Here is a 20,094-nt window from a genome sequence, read left to right on the forward strand (position 1 = left end):
TTCTTCTTTCGTGCGATTAGTGGCAGTGGCCGCAGCCGTCGCCGCAACCATGGTCGTCGCAGCCGCAGTCGTGGTCGTGTTCGCCGCAGCCGCACGAGCAGCCGCCCTTCAAATCCTCGGGCGTCACGTCGCGCACCGATACCACCTCAACCTCGAAGTTGAGCGTCTTGCCGGCCATCGGGTGGTTGAAGTCCATCTTGACGTGCTCGTCGCCGACCTCCTTGACCGTGCCCATCATGCGGTTGCCCTGAGCGTCGCTCATCGGCACCTGCGAGCCCTCGAAGAGGATATCCTCGGCCAGCTTGCCGTCAACCATGAAGATGCTCTTCGGCAGGTCGACGATGGCCTCGGCAATCAGCTCGCCGTAGCCGTCCTTGGGCTCGAGCGTGAAGGATACCTTGTCGCCTACCTCCTTGCCGAGAATCGCCTCCTCGAACTTGGGGAGCAGCATGCCCGTACCGAAGATGAACTCGAGGGGCTGGCCCGGACGCGACTGGTCCGCAATCTTGCCGTCGACGGTGAGCTTGTAGTTCACGCCGACCATTTTGTTCTGTGCTACTTTCATTTGAATATGCTTTGTTTTGAGTTATTGACTCCGTTTCGTGCCGGTCCGGCTTCCGTCCTGCTGCGGGGCCGCTCGCCGTCGCGCGGGCGGTTGGAGCGGACGCTCCGGCGGGGTGCGGTTCGCACCGGCAAGTCGTCAAAGGTACGCACTTCGGCGCGAGTTGCCAAATTCTTGCGCAAAATAATGCATCCCGCCCCTCGGAACGGGGCGCAGACGGCGCTCCGACACCCTTCTCCCGGATTCTTCTTTCGGCTTTTTCGACCTTTTCTCCTTTCTCCCGGCCTTCCTCTTCTGGTCGCCTCTTTCTTTTTCGGCCTTCTCTCCCTTCGGGTCCCCTTTTCCTCTTCCGGCCTCCTCTTCGGGACACCCGCCTTCGGCCTCCTTCCGGGACAAAAGGCAGGGGCGGCAGCCTGCGGCCGCCGCCCCCGAAGCATCGGAGCGTGTCGCTCCCGGTTAGTCGAGGTTGCGGCAGCAGAGGTTGCGGTCGCCGTAGCCGTTGTCGATTTTCGAGACGTAGGGGAAGAACTTCGCCTGGCGAATCCACTCCAGCGGGAAGGCCGCCTCCATGCGCGTGTAGGGATGGGTCCACTCGCCAGCCAGCTCGACGGCCGTATGGGGCGCATTCACCACCACGTTGTCCGCCTTGCCGACCGCCGCCTCGCACTCGCGCTTGATTTGGACGAGCGCCTCGATGAAGCGGTCCATCTCGGCCTTGGGCTCCGACTCGGTGGGCTCGACCATGAGCGTCTCGTGGACGGGGAACGAGAGCGTCGGGGCGTGGAAGCCGTAATCCATCAGACGGTGGGCGATGTCGCCGCAGTCGATGTTGTAGTCATGCTTGAAGTGCGTCAGGTCGAGAATCATCTCGTGGCCCACGCGGCCCGTCTCGCCCGAGTAGTAGGTGCGGAACTCCGGAGCGAGGGCCGCCGACATGTAGTTGGCATTGACGATGGCCATCTCGGTGGCGTGGCGCAGACCCTCCTCACCCAGCATCTTGATGTAGCCGTAGGTGATGGGGAGCAGCATGGCCGAGCCCCACGGGGCCGAAGCCACCGCCGTGATGCCTTCGTCGCCGCCCGTGCCGACAATCGGATGCGAGGGGAGGAACGGACGCAGATGTTCGGCCACGCAGATGGGGCCCACGCCCGGACCGCCGCCGCCGTGAGGCATGGCGAAGGTTTTGTGGAGGTTCAGGTGGCAGATGTCGGCGCCGATGTAGCCCGGGTTGGTCAGACCTACCTGGGCGTTCATGTTGGCGCCGTCCATGTAGACCTGGCCGCCGGCGTCGTGCACCGCGTCGACAATCTCGCGGATGCGGCTCTCGAAGACGCCGTGCGTCGAGGGGTAGGTCACCATCAGGCCGCAGAGCTCCGAGCTGTGCTCGCGGGCTTTGGCCTCGAGGTCCTCGACGTCGATGTTGCCCCGCTCGTCGCAGGCGACCGTCACGATTTTCATGCCGGCCATCGCCGCCGAGGCGGGGTTCGTGCCGTGGGCCGAGGCGGGAATGAGCACCACGTTGCGGTAGCCCTGGCCGCGGCTCTGGTGGTAGGCGCGGATGACCATCAGACCGGTGTACTCGCCCGCGGCGCCCGAGTTGGGCTGCAGCGAGCAGGCGGCAAAGCCGGTGATGGTGGCCAGGTCGCGCTCGAGCTCGGCGATGAGCTCCATGTAGCCCTCGGCCTGGTCGGCCGGGGCGAAGGGGTGCATGTTCTGGAAGCCGGCCAGCGAGAGCGGCTGCATGAGCGCCGCGGCGTTGAGCTTCATGGTGCACGAACCGAGCGAAATCATCGAGTTGGCCAGCGAGATGTCGCGCAGCTCGAGCCGCTTGATGTAGCGCATCAGCTCGTTCTCCGAGCAGCAGGCGTGGAAGACCGGCTCGGTCAGGTAGTTCGACTGGCGGCGCAGGGCGGCCGGGATGCTCTCCTCGGTGGCGTATTTCGTCGCCTTGGCCTTGCGGCCCTTCGCCTGGGCGAAGATGTGCAGCACGAGGTCGACCTCCTCGGGGGTGGTCACCTCGTCGAACGACATGCGCACGCGCTCCTCCGAGGGGTAGTAGAAGTTGATGCCCTGCTCGAGCGCCAGCGACTGGACGACGGCCGCCTCGGCCTCGACCTCGAGCGTGTCGAAGAAGTCGTGTGCGGCGAGCGTGTAGCCCAGCGCCTCGAGCCCGCGGGCGACGGTCACGGCCGCAAGGTGGGCCGTCAGGGCGGCGCGGCGCAGCCCCTCGGGACCGTTGTAGACGCAGTAGAAGCCCGTCATCGAGGCCATGAGGGCCGTGGCGGTGCAGATGTTCGAGGTGGCCTTTTCGCGCTTGATGTGCTGCTCGCGCATCTGGAGCGCCATGCGCAGCGCGCGGTTGCCCAGGCGGTCGACTGAGACGCCGATGATGCGGCCCGGCATGTGGCGCTTGAAGGCTTCGCGCGTGGCCATGTAGCCGGCGGCCGGACCGCCGAAGCCCATCGGCGTGCCGAGACGCTGCGCCGTACCCACGGCGATGTCGGCGCCCCACTCGCCCGGGGCCTTCACCAGCGCCAGGGCCAGCAGGTCGGCCACGGCCGTCACGAGCGCCCCCTTGGCGTGGGCCGCGGCGGTGAAGTCCGAGTAGTCGCGCAGGTGGCCGTTGGCGGCCGGGTACTGCACGATGGCGCCGAATTCCTTGCCCGTGAATTCATACTCGTCGTACTCGTCGATGATAAGCTCGATGCCGAAGGGCTCGCTGCGCGTGAGCAGCACGTCGAGCGTCTGGGGGAAGATGTTGCGGTCGACGAAGAGCTGGTTGCGTCCTTCGCGCACTGCCTCGCGCGAGCGAAGCGCGAACATCATCAGCATCGCCTCGGCTGCGGCCGTTCCCTCGTCGAGCAGCGAGCAGTTGCCGATTTCCATCCCCGTGAGCGAGATGACGGCAGTCTGGAAGTTGAGCAGCGCCTCGAGGCGGCCCTGCGAAATCTCGGCCTGATAGGGGGTGTAGGAGGTGTACCAGGCGGGGTTCTCGAAGACGTTGCGCGACACGGCGGCCGGCACGGCGCAGGGGTAGTAGCCCATGCCGATGAACGAGCGCAGCGTGCGGTTGCGGTCGGCCAGCGCGCGGATGTGGGCCGAGAATTCGTATTCGCTCATCCCCTGGGCGGGCAGAGCGAGCGGCTTCTTGAGCCGGATGGATTGGGGAATGACCTGCGCGATGAGCTCCTCGACGGAGCCGACGCCGATGGTGTCGAGCATCGCCTTCAGTTCGTTTTCGCGGGTGACGCCGATGTGGCGGTCGGAGAATTTGTCGAACATAGGATTCGTTGGTTATTGAGTTTTTGCGGGTTATGCGTTGGTTGTCTTTGCGTTCCGTATCGTGTTTTGTATTGTGTTGCCTTGTCTTGTGCTGCGCCTCTGCCCGGTGCTGTGCCTCTGCCCGGTGCTGTGCCGGTGCCTCCGGCGGTGCGGCTCATCGGCCCCCGGGGGCCTTCGTATCAATCTCGTCGGGCCAGGGGCAGGGCTCGCCCGTCGCCTTGAACGAGGGGCGCTGGGCGCCGACCCGGCGCAGGAAGCGTCCCAGACGGCGTGACAGCTCGCGGACCCGGCGCGGCTCGGAGGCGGAGAGCTCCTCCCGCTCGCCGATGTCGCGGCGGATGTTGAAGAGCTCGCGGCGGCCGTCCTCGTAGTAGTAGACCAGCTTCCAGTCGCCGCGGCGGATGGTGCAGGTGGGGCCGATGCCCGGGCCCGTGGGGCCCCAGACGTTGGGGCAGTTCCAGTAGAGCGAGCGCCCGCGTGCGGGGTTCGGGCCGCGCCCCGTAAGCAGTGGGACGAACGAGCGTCCGTCAATCGGCTGCACGGTCCGGTAGCGGCGGATGCCCGCCATCTCGAGGATGGTGGGGTAGAAGTCCTCGATGAGCAGGTAGTCGTCGCATCGCTCGCCGCCGCGCGTGACGCCCGGCCAGTAGACGAGCATCGGTTCGCGGATGCCCCCTTCGTAGGCCGACCCCTTGCCGCTGTTGAGCGGGGCGTTCTGCGTGTGGAGCGCGCCGTCGCGCGTCCCCTCGGCCGCCAGACCGCCGTTGTCGCTCATGAAGAGGATGATGGTGTTCTGCAGCTCGTCGTTGCGTTCGAGCCAGTCGAGCAGGTCGCCCAGGCTCTTGTCCATTCCCTCGACCAGCGCCGCGTAGGCCGCCTCGCGGTCGCTCAGCCCCCGCTCCTTGTATTTGGCGAAGAAGCGGGCGTCGCGGTCGACGGGGACGTGGACGGCGTAGTGCGCCATGTAGAGGAAGAAGGGCTGGCCGTAGCGGCGGGCCTTGTCGAGCGCGTGGAGCGCTTCGCGCGTGAGCGCCTCCGAGAGGAAGGTATCCGTGCCCCAGTATCGTTCAAGACCCGGCGTTGCGAAGAGCGACTGCGGGGCGCCGTCGGTGCGGTTGCCGTAGTTCTGCTCGCCCAGATAGCTGGCCGGACCTCCGGCGGCGTGGCCGGCGATGTTGACCTCGAAGCCGAAGTGGTGCGGGTCTTCGCCCGGGGTGTCGATGGCTCCGAAGTGAGCCTTGCCGCAGTGAATCGTGTGGTAGCCGCTGCGGCGCAGCAGCTCGACGAAGGAGGTGGCGCGGAAGGTGCGGTCGACCTCGCCCGACTGGAGGATGCCGTTGACGTTCCACTCGGGCAGCTGCAGCGTGGGGCTCTCGTGGTCGGTCGACTTGTCGCGCTCGAGCGTCCAGTTCGTGACGCAGTGGCGTGCGGCGTTGCACCCCGTGAGCAGGCTGCAGCGCGACGGGGAGCTGATGCTCGAGGCGTAGGCCTGCGTGAAGAGCGTTCCCATCGAGGCGAGCCGCTCCATCGCGGGGGTCTCGAAGAGGCGGTTGTAGGGGGTCCGTTCGCTCCAGAAGGGGACCGACGTGTCCTGCCACCCCATGTCGTCGACCATGAAGAGGATGATGTTGGGACGGCGCGTCGGCGCGTCCTCGGTGCGGGATGCCGCTCCGGTAGCTCCGGCGGCTCCGTGGGCTGCGAGCGGCAGGGCGGCCGCGGCCAGAAGAAGGCTTTTTTCCATGCGGGTGCGGGGGTGGTGGGTTCTGAATGTTGCGGGTCGTTGCTCTCCGGTACTCGGGCGGGGGTCAGTACTTGAAGCTGCTGCCGCCGATGAATTCGCGCAGAATCGAGGTGGGCGGCACCTCGTCGGGCGCAATGGGGATGAAGTTGTCGAGGAACTTGAGCATGCGGCGCGCCTCGTCGAATTCGGGAACCGTGTCGGGCACCTCGCGCAGAATCTTCTCGGCGAAGGGGCGCAGCACCGAAATCTCGTAGAAGAGCGACGAGTTGAACATCACGTCGGCATTCTCCTGATAGGGGAAGATGTGCCGCTCCTCGCCCCGCCGCACCGAAGCCCAGCGCGAGAGGGTGGCCAGCGCGTCGGAGCCCCGCTGCTGGTAGTCGCGCGTGAGGCGGCGCAGCAGCCGGTTGTCGGTGGTGGCGATGCGCGAGAGGTTGTCCATCGCCACCGAGGTGAAGCATGAGATGTAGATGCGGAACTTCTGCTCGTCGGGAATGGCGGGGGTCAGCCGCGGGTTGAGGCCGTGGATGCCCTCGATGACGAGGATGGAGCGCTCGTCGAGCGTCAGCGGCGCGTTGTGCCACGTGCGGCGCCCGGTGATGAAGTCGTAGCGGGGGATGTCGACGCTCTCGCCCCGCATCAGGCGGCGCAGGTGGTCGTTGAAGAGCTCCAGGTCGATGGCCTCGAGCGCCTCGTAGTCGTACTCGCCGTTTTCGTCGCGGGGCGTATGCTCGCGGTCGACGAAGTAGTCGTCGAGCGAGATGAGCACGGGCTTGAGCCCCAGCACGCCCAGCTGGAGACCGAGGCGTTTGGCTGAGGTGGTCTTGCCGCTGCTCGAGGGGCCCGAGATGAGCACCATGCGGGTGCCGCGCGTGCGGTTGGCCTCCAGAATGGCGTCGGCCGTCTGGGCGAACTTGCGTTCGTGGAAGGCTTCGGCCAGCTTGATCATGCCTCCGGCGTCGCCGGCGAGCACCTTCGAGTTGACGTCGCCCACCGTGGGGACGCCCATGATGCGGACCCACGACTGGTATTCGCGGAAGATGTCGAACATCTTCTCCTGGTGCACCTCCCTCTGGAGCCGGTCGGGCGCCGTGCGCAGCGGCAGCGAGAGGTAGAAGCCGTTGTAGTAGGGGGTGATGTCGAAGAGGGTGATGTAGCCGGTCGAGGGGGCCAGCGAGCCGTAGAAGTAGCCGGCCGTGTCGCCCAGCGTATAGAGGTCGCTGTAGAGGCGCGGACGCGTATCCAGCAGCGCCACCTTGTCGTCGAAGCCCAGCTCGGTGTAGCGGGCGCGCACCTCGTCGGTGGGCAGCTTCTCGCGCCGAATCGGCATGTCGGCCGCTGCCAGCTGCCGCATGCGCTCCTTGAGCCGTGCGGCGGCGTCCGGGGAGAAGCGCTCGATGCCCTCAATCTCGCAGTAGAAGCCGCTCTGTCCCATCGAGTGGCGGATGTGGAGCCGCTTGCCGGGAAAGAGCTCGCCCGCGGCCAGCTGCAGCAGGAACCACGAGGTGCGCTGGTAGACGCGCAGCCCCGCAAACGAGGTGATGTCGACGAAGCGCAGCGATACGGGGGAGAAGATGCGGTAGTTGAGTTCGCGGATGCGGTTGTTGACGTAGGCGGCGAGGAAGGGGTGGTCGCCCGGGGTCACCTTGCGCGCGAGTTCGAGCAGCGAGGTGCCCATCGGAATCCGGATTCGCTCGCCGGATGTTTCGTAGATGACTTGAACGGTGTCGGTCATGTTTTTTCAATGTCTCAATGTGTAAAGGTAGAAATTATTTGTAATTTTGGCAAACGAATACCGAGAATATGAAAATGCTTTTCCGCTTTGTAACGGTGCTGGCGGCCCTTGTGACGGTGGCCTGTGCACCGCGTGAACGGGTTGTGGTCATTCTGTCGACCAACGACATGCACGCCAAAATCGAGCGCTTCGCCCGTCTGGCCGCGGCCGTCGAGCGCTGCCGCGACACGGTGAGCGACGTGGTGCTGGCCGATGCCGGCGACCGCTGGACGGGCAACGCCTTTGTCGACAAGGCCCCCACGCCCGGCATGCCGATGCTCTCGCTGATGAACCGTCTGGGGTTCGACGTGGCGACGCTCGGCAACCATGAGTTCGACTACGGACAGGCCTTTCTGGGGCGCATGCTCGACAGCATGCGCTTCGCGGTGGTCTGCGCCAACGTGGTGAGCGACACGGCGACCTTCCCGCAGATGGCCCCCTGGACCATCCTCGAGCGCGGAGGCGTGCGCATCGGCTTCGTCGGCGTGGTGACCAACTACGAGGGCCCGGGCCATCCGGCGGGCAACGACTCGAGCTACGCCGGCCTCGAATTCCCCGACCCGCAGCAGGCGGCGGCGCGCTGCGCCCGCGAGCTGCGCGACAAGGTCGACGTGCTGGTGCTGCTGTCGCACATGGGTGACGACCGCGACCGCGAGTTCCTCTCTTCGAACGGCGACTACGACCTGCTGCTGAGCGGCCACACCCACGTGGTGGTCGACACCCTCGTCGGGGGGACGCCCCTGCTGCAGACGGGCAAGGAGCTGCGCAACGTCGGGGTGACGGTGCTCCGTCTGAAGGGGCATCGCCTGGTGGGCGTCGAGACGCGCGTGGTGCCGCTCTCCGACTACGAGCCTGCGCCCGAATACGAGGCTCTGGTGACGGATATCTACGCCTCGCCCGAGCTGAACGCCCCGGTGGGGAGTCTGGCCGAGGCGGCCGACAAGCAGGGGCTTGCCAACTGGATGGCCGAAGCGGTGGCCGACTGCGCCGATGCCGAGGTGGGCTTCTACCACGTGGGCGGCGTGCGGCTCGACCGCGTCGAAAAGGGGGCCGTGAGCTCTGCCACGGTCTACGGACTCGAGCCCTTCGGCACCCATGTGGCCGCGATGCGGATGACCCCCGCGCAGATGCGGCGGATGATTGTCGAGAAGTACAACGATACGGTGAACCTGAAGGAGGCGCACCGCATCGACCTCATAGCGACGACCCCCTACGAACTGGTTGTCGATGCGGAGGACCGGGCCCTCGACGTGCGCTTCCCGAAGCTGCTCGAAGGACGCCTCTACCGCGTGGCGATGAACGACTACATTTTCCGCAACTACCGCGCGCTGGAGTATGCGGATGGCCGCATCCTTGACGACGAGGTGGCCGGCGTCCTGCTCGAAGAGCTGCGCGAGGACTCCCCGCTGCACCCCGACAACGAGGCGCGGCAGCGTGTCGTCCGCCTCGGAGCCGGGTTGCACTGACCTCGGAGCGGCGTCACATGACTTCGGAGCGGCGTCGCACTGACCTTGGAGCGGCGTCGCACTGATCCGGAGCAGGGTCGCACTGACGACGGGGCGTCCTCATCTTGTGCCTTGCGGGCCTTCTTCCCGGCAGCGGGAGGGAGGCCCGGCCTTTTTCCCGGAGCGGGTCTTGGCGGCAAATCGGCCGAAAATCGGCTGAAAAATTTGATTTTCAGCGAAAAAGATGTAGCTTTGCAGTCCCGCATACGCGCAACATGCGCGCATGGTTCCGGGTATGAACTTAATTATTAACCATTTAACGAGCGATTGTATCGCAAAACTTTCCACAATGGAAGAAAACAAAACTGCCGTTGCCAACGAGAATTTCGATTGGAACGCCTATGAGAACGACCTGGGTGTCTATGACCAGCCCAAGGAGCAAATCACCGAGGCCTACGACAAGACGCTGTCGAACGTAGCTGTCGGCGAGGTTGTCGAGGGTACGGTTACCGCCATCAACAAGCGTGAGGTTCTCGTCAACATCGGCTACAAGAGCGAGGGTGTGATTCCCGTTTCGGAGTTCCGCTACAACCCCGACCTGAAGGTAGGCGACAAGGTAGAGGTCTACGTCGAGTCGGCCGAGGACAAGAACGGCCAGCTGCTGCTCTCGCACAAGAAGGCCCGTCAGCTCAAGTCGTGGGACCGCGTCAACGAGGCCCTCGAGAAGGACGAGGTCATCAAGGGTTACATCAAGTGCCGTACGAAGGGCGGTATGATTGTCGACGTGTTCGGCATCGAGGCCTTCCTGCCCGGCTCGCAGATTGACGTGAAGCCGATTCGCGACTACGACGTATATGTCGACAAGACCATGGAGTTCAAGGTTGTGAAAATCAACCAGGAGTTCCGCAACGTGGTCGTTTCGCACAAGGCCCTCATCGAGGCCGAGCTCGAGGCTCAGAAGCAGATTATCATGTCGAAGCTCGAGAAGGGTCAGATTCTCGAGGGTACGGTCAAGAACATCACCTCCTACGGCGTATTCGTCGACCTGGGCGGTGTGGACGGTCTGATTCACATCACCGACCTGTCGTGGGGCCGCGTAAACCATCCCGAGGAGATTGTTTCGCTCGACCAGAAAATCAAGGTCGTTATCCTGGACTTCGACGATGCCAAGAAGCGCATCGCTCTGGGTCTGAAGCAGCTTACCCCGCATCCGTGGGAGGCACTCGACCCCAACCTCAAGGTGGGTGACCACGTGAAGGGCAAGGTGGTTGTGATGGCCGACTACGGCGCATTCGTCGAGATTGCTCCCGGTGTGGAGGGTCTGATTCACGTTTCGGAGATGTCGTGGAGCCAGCACCTGCGTTCGGCTCAGGACTTCCTGAAGGTGGGCGACGAGGTTGAGGCCGTCATCCTGACGCTCGACCGCGAGGAGCGCAAGATGTCGCTGGGCATCAAGCAGCTGACCCCCGACCCGTGGGAGAACATCGAGACCAAGTATCCCGTCGGTACGAAGTGCACGGCCAAGGTGCGCAACTTCACCAACTTCGGCGTATTCGTCGAGATTGAGGAGGGCATCGACGGTTTGATTCACATTTCGGACCTGAGCTGGACCAAGAAAATCAAGCACCCCGGTGAGTTCACGCAGGTAGGTGCCGACATCGACGTGGTTGTGCTCGAAATCGACAAGGAGAACCGCCGTCTGTCGCTCGGTCACAAGCAGCTCGAGGAGAACCCCTGGACCGAGTTCGAGAAGCAGTTCCCCATCGACAGCATCCACGAGGGTACCATCACCGAGATGACCGAGAAGGGTGCCGTCGTAGCACTGAGTGACAGCGTCGAGGGCTTCTGCCCGAACCGTCAGCTCACCAAGGAGGACGGCTCGATGCCGAAGGTCGGCGACAAGCTGGCATTCAAGATTCTCGAGTTCTCGAAGGCTACCAAGCGTATCACGCTTTCGCACGTGCGTACCTACTCGGACGCCAAGAAGGCTGAAATCGCTGCCGAGAAGGCCGAGAAGCGCGCTGCTGCCGACGCTACGAAGTCGACGGTGAAGAAGATTAACGCTTCGGTCGAGAAGACGACCCTCGGCGACATCGCCGGTCTGGCCGCTCTGAAGGCCGCCATGGAGAATGCCGAGAAGAACGAGAAGTAATTCTTCGGTTATTCGGTAATACCGACGCCCGCACCTTGAGTGGTGCGGGCGTTTTTTTGTGCCTGGTCCGGTCCCGGTGGCGGTTCCGGTGGCGGTGGCGACGGCGCGGGACAGGATAGAGGCGGCTGTCGCGGTGCGGTGAGTCGTGTGTGCAGGCGAGCGTGTGAGTTGTGATTAAGGGTGAGGGGGGCGTGTTGGGCGAGAGCGTGAACGCGAGGGTGCGGGGCAACCAATCCCGTGCGGCGAGGTCGGAGGAGGAGAGAAAGAAGTGCCGGAAGAGGGACGAGCGTGGTGGGGCAGGCCGATTCGGGCAGGATGGCGGGACGGGGCGGTGCCGGGGCGGCATTGGGGTGGTGTCGAGGGCGGAGGAGTGCGGCTGAGTGCGGCGTCAGCGTGGCGCGGCCGGGTGGAGGCTTTTGGGTGTGTGAGGCTGGGCTGAGCCTTGGGTGCGGCCGCAGCGCAATAGCGCGTCTGCAGAAGGTTGGCGCGGTTGGGCAGGGAAGGTTTGGAGTGGCCCGGGACCGGAAGGCTGGGCTTGTCTGACAGAATGCGGGTAGAAACGGAGGCTTGCCGTCTGGACCGGCTTGCCGTCTGGACCGGCCTGCCGTCTGAACCGGCTTGCCGTCTGGACAACTTGCCGGAGGGAAGGTCTGTTGTGGAGCTTTGCTCCTCAGCGGACCGCCGAGTAACGTCGTGGGGCCGCCACCTGGGGCGCACCCAAACAAAAAGGCCCTCCGCTGAGCGGAAGGCCTTTGTCGTGTTGAGACGATGCCTTATTCGGCAGCGACTACCGAGAACTTGATGGTAGCCTTTACCTCGCGGTGCAGCTTGGCCGTTGCCTCGTACTCGCCCACGGTCTTGATGGGCTCGACGACAATCAGCTTGCGGTCCACCTCGATGCCTTTAGCTGCGAGTGCCTCGGCCAGGTCGGCTGCGGTCACCGTACCGAAGAGCTTGCCCTCCTCGGCCTTCACGTTGAGCGTGAGCGGCAGGTTGGCGATGGTCTCGGCCAGAGCCTGGGCGTCGGCCAGAATCTTGGCGTCCTTGTGGGCGCGCTGCTTCAGATTCTCGGCGAGCACCTTCTTGGCGGCTGCGGTGGCAACCTTGGCGTATCCCTGGGGAATCAGGTAGTTGTTTGCGTAACCGGGCTTCACGTTCACGATGTCGTTGGCGTAGCCCAGCTTATCCATATCCTTAATCAGAATGACTTCCATTGTCTCTCCTCCTCTTTAATTATTTCATGCAATCGGTTACGAAGGGCAGGATGGCGAGATGACGGGCGCGCTTGACGGCCTGGGCCACCTTCTTCTGGAACTTCTGCGAAGTACCCGTAAGACGACGGGGCAGAATCTTGCCCTGCTCGTTGAGGAACTTCTTCAGGAACTCGCCGTCCTTGTAGTCCACGTACTTGATGCCGAGCTTCTTGAAACGGCAGTACTTCTTCTTCTTGACGTCTACCGTCACCGGGTTGAGGTAACGGATTTCCGATTGAGCCTTGTTCTCCTGTGCCATGGTTTACTCCTCCTGCTTGTTAGAAAGTTTTGCACGACGCTTAGCCGAGTACTCCACGGCGTACTTGTCCTGCTTGAAAGTTAAGAAACGAATCACGCGCTCGTCGCGGCGGTACTGCGTCTCGAGCGTGTTGATGAGCGAACCCTCACCGGTGAACTCCATGAGGAAATAGAAACCGGTGGTCTTCTTCTGAATAGGGTAGGCGAGCTTCTTGAGGCCCCACGACTCCTTGTTCACAATCTGACCGCCGTTCTCGGTGATGACGCCCTGGAATTTGTCAGCGACCTCCTGTACCTGTGCATCGGACAGTACCGGCGTGACAATGAAAACGGTTTCGTAATTGTTCATGATGCTTGTAATTAAAAATTAATTAGGCTTAAAGCGGGTGCAAAGATAACAAAAAACGGAGACTGTGCAAAGTGCGGCGCCGAAATTTTTTCGTTCGGACGCTGATTTTCCGATATTTCGGGGGCTGTGCAGGGCGCGGATGCCGGCCGGTGTGTGGAAAACGGGTTGCCGGCGCGGGCAGAAGAGGCGCCGGTGCGGGGCGGCAGGTGGGTTGGTGCGGACAGAAGGAAGTGGCCCGGTGCGGCGAGGGGGGCTTACGGACGGTCGGAGGGGGTGGTATGTCGGGGCCTCTTTTGCCTCGATTCGGGTGCGCGGGATGCTCTGTCCGGTGCTTTTGGTTGCACGCCCGGCTTCCGTGTGCCTGCAAACGTCTCCGGGCCGGGCGGCACTCTCCGGGCGACGCAGAGGGTGATTTGGAAATCTTGTCCGCACGCGCTATCTTTGCGGCCGGAACCATTCGTTGAACCATGTATCGCAGAAAGGGACATATCTACTACGGTCGGAGGTGCGTCATTGCGCGTGCCTTCCGGGTCCATGTCCACTGGTTCAGCGGCTTCATCTGACTGACAAGGTTTGTCGCCGGTCCGTTCGGGGGTGCGGCGGCTGATGGGTCGGGCCTTCCGGAGCGAAGCGCCCGCAGCGAGGTGCTGCCTCCCCGTCGCGGGGCCGTCGGCCAAGGTCGGCCGGTCCGTGTCTGAGGAGGACGTGCGCCGGCGTGCTGTACGCAGTTTATAACCTTGAAAATCAGTCAATCCATGTTTACGATTATTCTGTTCCTGATGTCGGGTATCGGCATCGGCTACCTGCTGCGCGGGCGGCGGGTGGTGGCCCTCGCCGGGCGGAGCATCCGCTTCGTCGTGCTGGCGCTGGTCTTTGTCATCGGTTTTTCGACCGGCTCCCACGGGGAGCTTCTCAGTCAGTTCGGTCAGTTCGGCCGTCAGGCCGTCGTCATTGCGGCCCTTGGCATCGCGGGAAGCCTCGTTGCCGCATGGCTGGCGGCGCGGCTTCTCTTCGGGAAAGGAGGTGCGCGATGAAGGAGAATCTGCTCATCTTCGCCTGTCTTGCGCTGGGACTTGCCGCCGGAATGACCGGGACGGCACCCGCTGCGCTGGCTCACCCAGGGCTGCCGCTCGTGCTGCTCTCGGGGCTGGTCTTTCTGGTCGGCATCACGCTCGGCGGCGACCGCGAGGTGCTCGCCTCGCTGCGCGGGTTCCGCTGGCGGATGCTTCTGCTGCCCCTCTTCACCATTGCCGGGACGCTGCTCTTCTCGGGGCTGGCGGTCTTTCTGCTGCGCGACCTCCGGCTGATGGACTGCCTCGCCGTGGGGAGCGGCTTCGGATACTATTCGCTCTCGTCGGTGCTGATTACCAATCTAAAGGGAGGTGCGGCCGACGCTGCGGCGCTGGCCACCGTGGCGCTGCTGGCCAACATCATGCGCGAACTGGTCGCCCTCTTCGGCATTCCGCTCTTCGCCCGCCTGGGCGGACGACTGGCGCCCATCTCCGTGGCGGGCATCAATTCGATGGATGTCTGCCTGCCGATGATTGTCCGCAGTTCGGGCAGCGAGCTCATCCCGCTGGCCGTCCTCCACGGGCTGGCGCTCGAGCTGAGCGTGCCGCTGCTTGTCGGCCACTTCTGCCGGTAGTGAAGCCGGGCGGGTAACTGTACCGGCATAGCGCAGGAGCGGCCGGCGGAGGGCGGGTCCGCCCGCGGTTGCGGGCCGCCGCGTGAAGCGTTGCGCACGAAAAAAGGGGAGCGTCGCGGTGGCGATGCTCCCCTTTCTGTCGGAGACGTGTCGGCGGGAACGGCCCGGCGACGCCCCCGTTACTTCAGGTTGTCGATGATGGCGGCGATGCGGTCGAAGACCTCGTCCATCGTACCCACGCCGTCGACCGAGGCGTACTTGTTCTGTGCCGTGTAGTAGTCCGAGACGATGGCCGTCTGCTTGTGGTAGACGTCCAGCCGGCCGCGGATGACCTCCTCCGAGGCGTCGTCGGCGCGGCCCGAATCCTTGCCGCGCAGCAGGATGCGCTTGACGAGCTCCTCCTCCGGGACGCGGATGTCAATCATGATGTCCACCTTGAGTCCGTTCTTGGCGAGGATTTTGTCGAACTCCTCGGCCTGGACCGTCGTGCGGGGGAAGCCGTCGAAGATGCACCCCTTGGCGTCGCGGTGCTCGGCCACGTAGTTGGCAATCATGTCGATGACAATCTGGTCGGGGGCCAGCTTGCCGGCCTTGATGTAGGACTCCATGCTGCGTCCCAGCTCGGTGCCGCGGGCAATCTCGCCGCGGATGACCTCGCCCGTCGAGACATGCTCGATGCCGTAGTGTTCCTTGAGGCGCTGGGCCTGGGTGCCCTTGCCGCAGCCCGGCGCGCCGAATAAAACGATGTTTATCATGAATTGAACCGTTTATGTGATTAGCTGGACAAAAATACGCTAATTTTTGTAGATACGCCAAAGATTCGTTAGATTTGTAAAAAAATTTATAATCATGGAGAAGAAACAGCGCACGGAAATCGCAACGCTCGGTCAGTTCGGCCTCATCGACCTGCTGACGCGCGACTTTACCCCCACGAATCCTTCGACACTCGTGGGTGTGGGCGACGATGCGGCGGTCATCGCGCCGTCGGCCGACGAGGTGGTGCTCTGCACGACCGACTCCTTCTACGAAGGGGTCGATTTCGACCTGACCTACTTCCCGCTCAAGCATCTGGGCTACAAGGTGGTGACGGCCGGCGTGAGCGACATCCTGGCGATGAACGCCCTGCCGCGGCAGCTGACCGTGTCGCTCGGCGTCTCGTCGAAGCTCCCCGTCGAGGCGCTGCAGGACCTCTACGAGGGCATCTCGTTCGCCTGCTGCGAGCAGCACATCGACCTGGTGGGGGGCGACACGCGCGCCTCGATGACGGGGCTCGTCATCACGGTCACGGTGCTCGGTGCGGCGCAGCGTGAGCGGGTGGTCCGCCGCAACGGCGCGCGGCTGCACGACCTGGTCTGCATCACGGGCAATCTCGGCGCAGCCTACATGGGGCTCCGGCTCCTCGAACGCGAGCGGCGCGTGCTGAGCGACGTGAAGAACCCCGAGCCGCGCTTCGGGGGCTACGAATACCTGCTCGAGAAGTACCTCAAGCCGCGTCCCCGCACCGACATCATCGAGGCACTGGCCGAGGAGGGCATCGTCCCCACGTCGATGATTGACCTCTCGGACGGCCTCGCGAGCGACATGCTGCAGCTCTGCCGCGCCTCGAAGTGCGGCGTAAGGCTCTATCTGGAGCGGATTCCCATTGCGCAGCAGACCACGAAGCTCTCCGAGGAGATGCACTCCGACCCGGTGGTGGCGGCGCTGCACGGCGGCGAGGACTACGAGCTGCTCTTCACCGTGCCGCTGGCCATGCAGGAGCAGGTGATGCGTATGGGGGGCATCGACGTCATCGGCCACATCACCTCCGAGGAGTCGGGGGCCTGCCTGGTGACGCCCGACGGCTCGAACATCCGCCTGCGCGCCCAGGGCTTCCCCGACGGGGAGATTGAGGCAAAGGGAGCCGCGGGTGCTTCGACCGCTTCGGCCGGTACGGGCTCGGCAGCCACGACCGCCGGCGCCTCTGCGGCGGAAAGCACAGCTGCTTCGGCCCCGGAACAGAAGAAAAAATAGAGCTCTCGGTGTCCGGGGCGGGTCACGGTCCGGACGTTGCACAAGGTAAGAAAGGGATGCTGTCACCTGCGGGTGACAGCATCCCTTTTTATTATATGAGTCCTACGGTTGGCCGACGCGGAGCATTTGAGGCTGTGCGCGCCTTGCCTTGCCGGTGTTCCTGCTCGTGCCCCAACTCCGGCAAAGGGTGGAAAGTTCCCGCCCTTTGTTCCATTTGTGTCCCACGGCTGCGACGAAGGGCAGGCACAGAAACGAAAAGGCTCGACAACCCTGCCCCTCCTCTGTCCGGGTGACTGGGCCCAAACCGGCTTTCCGGAACTGAATCTGCAGCAATTTTTCAGAGTTTTTACTCATTTGATGCTTCAGTGTGCGGGCCTTCGGCACACTCGCGTGATAGCTTTGCCCCTGTAATCCATAAAACGGAACAAGTATGAAACCGAAAGACTTGACGAAAGAGAGCCCGATGAGGCAGCCTGCAGGAGGGCACAGAATGCGTCCGGAGGCTGCGAGGGGGTGGTGTGGCCCATCCTGGGAACAACTCCGACGGGTTGCGTCGGAGCACCCACGGGTGAAAACACCGCTTTGCTCCGTGTGACAGAACACTTGCGGCGCTTTGGCCCGAAAGGATGACTTCGGGCCGGACATTTATCAATTACTCGACATGAAGTGTCTACAATACCCCTTCCGAAGCGTGTTGTTTGAAAAACATTTCCTATCTTTGTGTGTCGCGCAGGCGACGGACATATTTGATGAAAGTGTTTGGCTTTTATCCTTATGCAGAAATCTGGAAAATTTCACTGAATGTAAGGATAGCTGCAACACTCATCATCTGTATTGGTATGTGGGGATGACATCCCATACTATACAGGTGTGGGGTATTGTATCTGTTTATTTACATTCGGGCTTTACCAGAGCCTCTGCATAGATAAACTAACGACTCCACACTTTCTTTTTGTACAAATCCCGCCATGCAGGAGTCGAATGGCAACAACCAACCTTTGCCGTTATGACCGAAACCTACCGTATCCTCAAGGAGCTGGGCAATGACCAGTTGCGCAGGTACATCTACGAAAACATCGCCGAACCGACCTTCGATTCGCACCGCATCACCAGCCGCTTCCCAGAGGAGTTCAGACCCTATTACGAACGGATGCTGAGCGCCCTTGCACGCGAAGGGGACGACACGCGGGAGCCCCATCGTGCCATCGCAAATCAAATCGGGAACTACCTCAGACAGAACAGCCGGGCACTGGAAATCGAAAAAATCGGGGAGGTAACCTCCATGAACATGAACGGGAGAACGTCCCGCTCGTCGCTTTGGAAGAAAACAGCATCCCGATAAGGGCCTAAACCTTGAAGATTATGGAAGAGATGAATCCCTTCGAACTGCTCTCCGGCTTTGTGCAGCAATATGACGATACCATAGGTATTATAGTCATGGTACTGGTCCCGACAATTGTTGTCGTACTGATTCTCGTTAAGCTCCTGAAGAGGAGGCGCTCGTCCGTTGCGACGCCGTCTGAGGCGGCAGACGGGACTCCCCCGGAGGCTTCTCCGGTCGAACCGTCGGAGCCGGAGCCATTGTTGATTCATTGCCCCGCATGCGGTGCGGAGGTCTCCCGCTATGCCCCGACATGTATCAAATGCGGGCATCCGATTCATGCGGCCGTCCAGACTCAGGAGCCTCCGCAGGCGGAACGCTGCCAGACGATTGTCATCCAGCAGCCACCCGCTCGTTCGTCAAACGGGGCGGGAACGGCCGGATTCGTCCTGGCGCTCATCTCTCTGATTCTTTCGTGGATGCCGGGAGTCGGCTGGGTTGTCTGGTTTCTGGGCTTTCTTCTGTCGTTCATCGGCCTGTTCAGTGCGCCAAGAGGTTTGGCCGTCGCCGGATTTATCATCTCAATCATCGACCTGATTATTCTCCTCCTCTTTTTTGGCGCTCTGGCCGCTTTACTTGCCTTTTTGTAGGTGCGGGCAACCCGGCGAAAGAGCATGGGAACAAACTGCAATCGGAATTACTAACCTAAAAAATGAAGACAATGAAAAAGATTTTATCGCTTCTCGGAGTATTGTTCATCTGCCTGAATGCGTCGGCGCAATACAAAGTCGGGAACTACGACCTTTCAACCAACACCTATTTTTACAAAATCCCCACGGTCTATGCATCCTTGAGCAAGAATGTCAATGTATACGTGGGAGGAACAGTCTACCTCTATTTTGTCCAGCTGCAGGATAAATCGCCCATAATCGGTGTTCGGCTCGAGAATCTCGGGGAGGTATACAAGAATTTTATCCTCTTTGTCGAATCCGCCCGGGACGACGTCCTTTCCGCCGAAGACAACACCCGGTGTATGCAGATGAATTGCACAAACGAAGCGGATGAAAAGTTCACCTTGAAGTTTTCATACATCGACGAGCTTATTCCGGACGAGTCAAAAACGGTTGTCTCGTTGGAAGGTCCGTATGGTACGCTCCAAGGAAAGTTTCAGGGAATCTACGACATATGCAAGGTTGCCTCCTCCAATGAATCCATGAACATGATGAAAAAACTGATACAGTATTATCGCAACCATTACGGCATTTAGGCGTCGGGCTTCCCGGGGCCGGAGGGCCTGACGCAAAACACATCGGGCGTCGGTCCCGGGTGAGACTCTTCCCACCCCGTATCGTCCTATGTGCGAGGTGAATGCCTTTGGCTGCCGGTTGCAAGTTGTTATCCACCCCCCTCTCTCCATCCGGCCTTTTCCCGGCCGCTCCTTCCGACCTGCCGACATCGGCGGGTCGGTTTGTTCTATCCGGCAAGGCGTTTCCGGAGCGATTCCACCTTACGCCCCGTCCCCGATACCTCTTCGGCCGACAATCTGGGGCCGATGTTGCTGCTCCTCGATTGGGACAAGGTGATGGGACAAGGAGATGGAAGAGGGACCGCACGTGGAGCATGTTTTCGGTTCCGATTCTGTTCCGGCTGTTTGTCTTTGTCCATATCGCGTGAAAAATCGTGTCCCCCAGTTATAAGTGAAATAAAAAGTGACCGACTCTGCCGAAAGGTCTTACGGATGAACCTTCCCGCAGAGTCTGTCACTTTTCATGCGATGGGCGCAAATCAGATTTTCCTGAAGGTATATGTCGTCGCTGCCTTATGGCCGTTGTCGTCGATTTCCTCGAAAAGAACGAGTTGCGTTCCCGTTAATTGCTCGATTCGGAAGGTCCCGTGATATTCGTATTCTTCCGGAATTGTCAAAACATTATTTGAGACAGAATATCTGAAGGGGCACTCTTCCTGCAACCGATTGTCTTCATAATAATTGAAACTTTTGTATGTGCCCGAACCATCCTCGTTGAACGTATAGGTGTAATAGAATCCGTAATCGTCGTTCACATCGTCAATCGGATAGGTTATATCCTTATCGAATTTACCCTCTCCTGGCACAATTTCATAGCCGACCTCACGTGTAATCTGCCATGTTCCGATGATCGACGCATCTTTGTTATCGTCTTTGTCATCATCGGAGCATGCCGAAAACGAGACTGCCGCAAACAGAGCGGTCGCAAAGAAAAACAACTTTTTCATCGTTGCACTAAGTTTTTGTTTGTCGTCCCAGCACCCGTACGACGGTTAA

17 protein-coding genes are annotated in these 20,094 nt (G+C 61.8%); 8 read left to right on the plus strand and 9 right to left on the minus strand.

What is annotated here, in order from left to right; genetic code table 11:
• Positions 1–16 precede the first annotated feature (16 nt).
• The 4 genes from C8267_RS08570 to C8267_RS08585 all read right to left on the minus strand — a co-directional run bounded on the left by C8267_RS08570 (position 17) and on the right by C8267_RS08585 (position 7,320).
• Positions 17–565, minus strand: coding sequence for an FKBP-type peptidyl-prolyl cis-trans isomerase (locus C8267_RS08570; RefSeq protein WP_087359930.1), 549 nt, complete (start codon positions 563–565; stop codon positions 17–19).
• A gap of 453 nt (positions 566–1,018) precedes the next feature.
• Complete coding sequence (gene gcvP, locus C8267_RS08575) at positions 1,019–3,844, minus strand: aminomethyl-transferring glycine dehydrogenase (RefSeq protein WP_106634341.1); 2,826 nt, start codon at positions 3,842–3,844, stop codon at positions 1,019–1,021.
• 154 nt (positions 3,845–3,998) lie between these two features.
• Complete coding sequence (locus tag C8267_RS08580) at positions 3,999–5,585, minus strand: sulfatase (protein WP_106634342.1); 1,587 nt, start codon at positions 5,583–5,585, stop codon at positions 3,999–4,001.
• A 64-nt stretch (positions 5,586–5,649) separates the two neighbouring features.
• The gene (locus C8267_RS08585) at positions 5,650–7,320 is read right to left on the minus strand and encodes a nucleoside kinase (RefSeq protein ID WP_087359939.1); all 1,671 of its coding nucleotides are present in this window, start codon (positions 7,318–7,320) and stop codon (positions 5,650–5,652) included.
• A 68-nt stretch (positions 7,321–7,388) separates the two neighbouring features.
• Here C8267_RS08585 and C8267_RS08590 point away from each other — a divergent pair, with 68 nt between their 5' ends.
• The gene (locus C8267_RS08590) at positions 7,389–8,825 is read left to right on the plus strand and encodes a bifunctional metallophosphatase/5'-nucleotidase (RefSeq protein ID WP_106634343.1); all 1,437 of its coding nucleotides are present in this window, start codon (positions 7,389–7,391) and stop codon (positions 8,823–8,825) included.
• Between the two features lie 328 nt (positions 8,826–9,153).
• The gene (rpsA, locus tag C8267_RS08595; RefSeq protein ID WP_087359945.1) at positions 9,154–10,956 is read left to right on the plus strand and encodes a 30S ribosomal protein S1; all 1,803 of its coding nucleotides are present in this window, start codon (positions 9,154–9,156) and stop codon (positions 10,954–10,956) included.
• 773 nt (positions 10,957–11,729) lie between these two features.
• On the opposite strand, the gene rplI is transcribed toward rpsA, so the two are convergent.
• The 3 genes from rplI to rpsF are packed head-to-tail and all read right to left on the minus strand — an operon-like array spanning position 11,730 to position 12,816.
• Positions 11,730–12,170, minus strand: coding sequence for a 50S ribosomal protein L9 (rplI, locus tag C8267_RS08600; RefSeq protein WP_087359952.1), 441 nt, complete (start codon positions 12,168–12,170; stop codon positions 11,730–11,732).
• A 19-nt stretch (positions 12,171–12,189) separates the two neighbouring features.
• A complete protein-coding gene (rpsR, locus tag C8267_RS08605) occupies positions 12,190–12,468 on the minus strand; it encodes a 30S ribosomal protein S18 (protein WP_087359955.1) in 279 nt (92 codons plus the stop codon).
• Positions 12,469–12,471: 3 nt separating this feature from the next.
• Positions 12,472–12,816: a 30S ribosomal protein S6 gene (gene rpsF / locus C8267_RS08610; RefSeq protein WP_087359958.1), complete on the minus strand. Its 345-nt coding sequence runs from the start codon at positions 12,814–12,816 to the stop codon at positions 12,472–12,474.
• 755 nt (positions 12,817–13,571) lie between these two features.
• Between rpsF and C8267_RS08615 the strand changes: the two genes are divergently transcribed.
• Together C8267_RS08615 and C8267_RS08620 are read left to right on the plus strand one after the other, a co-directional pair.
• Entirely contained in the window at positions 13,572–13,850 is a 279-nt protein-coding gene (locus C8267_RS08615) for a LysO family transporter (RefSeq protein ID WP_087359961.1), read from the plus strand.
• On the plus strand, positions 13,847–14,461 hold the full coding sequence (locus C8267_RS08620) for a lysine exporter LysO family protein (protein ID WP_106634344.1): 615 nt from the start codon (positions 13,847–13,849) through the stop codon (positions 14,459–14,461). The genes C8267_RS08615 and C8267_RS08620 overlap by 4 nt, the downstream gene beginning before the upstream one ends.
• 179 nt (positions 14,462–14,640) lie before the next feature.
• On the opposite strand, the gene C8267_RS08625 is transcribed toward C8267_RS08620, so the two are convergent.
• Positions 14,641–15,216 (minus strand): adenylate kinase, encoded by a 576-nt coding sequence (locus C8267_RS08625; protein ID WP_087359968.1) that lies wholly within the window; start codon positions 15,214–15,216, stop codon positions 14,641–14,643.
• 94 nt (positions 15,217–15,310) lie between these two features.
• On the opposite strand from C8267_RS08625, the gene thiL reads away from it, so the two are divergent.
• From thiL to C8267_RS08645, 4 genes are all read left to right on the plus strand, one after another.
• Entirely contained in the window at positions 15,311–16,471 is a 1,161-nt protein-coding gene (gene thiL, locus C8267_RS08630; protein WP_106634345.1) for a thiamine-phosphate kinase, read from the plus strand.
• A gap of 1,006 nt (positions 16,472–17,477) precedes the next feature.
• The gene (locus tag C8267_RS08635) at positions 17,478–17,813 is read left to right on the plus strand and encodes a hypothetical protein (RefSeq protein WP_106634346.1); all 336 of its coding nucleotides are present in this window, start codon (positions 17,478–17,480) and stop codon (positions 17,811–17,813) included.
• Between the two features lie 20 nt (positions 17,814–17,833).
• Positions 17,834–18,442, plus strand: a complete 609-nt coding sequence (locus C8267_RS11045; protein WP_234025737.1) for a zinc ribbon domain-containing protein — start codon at positions 17,834–17,836, stop codon at positions 18,440–18,442.
• Between the two features lie 71 nt (positions 18,443–18,513).
• Positions 18,514–19,059, plus strand: a complete 546-nt coding sequence (locus C8267_RS08645; RefSeq protein ID WP_106634347.1) for a hypothetical protein — start codon at positions 18,514–18,516, stop codon at positions 19,057–19,059.
• A 518-nt stretch (positions 19,060–19,577) separates the two neighbouring features.
• Here the strand turns inward: C8267_RS08645 and C8267_RS08650 are convergent.
• Positions 19,578–20,045, minus strand: a complete 468-nt coding sequence (locus C8267_RS08650; protein ID WP_106634348.1) for a lipocalin family protein — start codon at positions 20,043–20,045, stop codon at positions 19,578–19,580.
• Between the last annotated feature and the right edge of the window lie 49 nt (positions 20,046–20,094).

The sequence above is a fragment of the Alistipes sp. Marseille-P5061 genome, assembly GCF_900290115.1.
GTDB classification, from domain to species: Bacteria; Bacteroidota; Bacteroidia; order Bacteroidales; family Rikenellaceae; genus Alistipes; species Alistipes excrementigallinarum.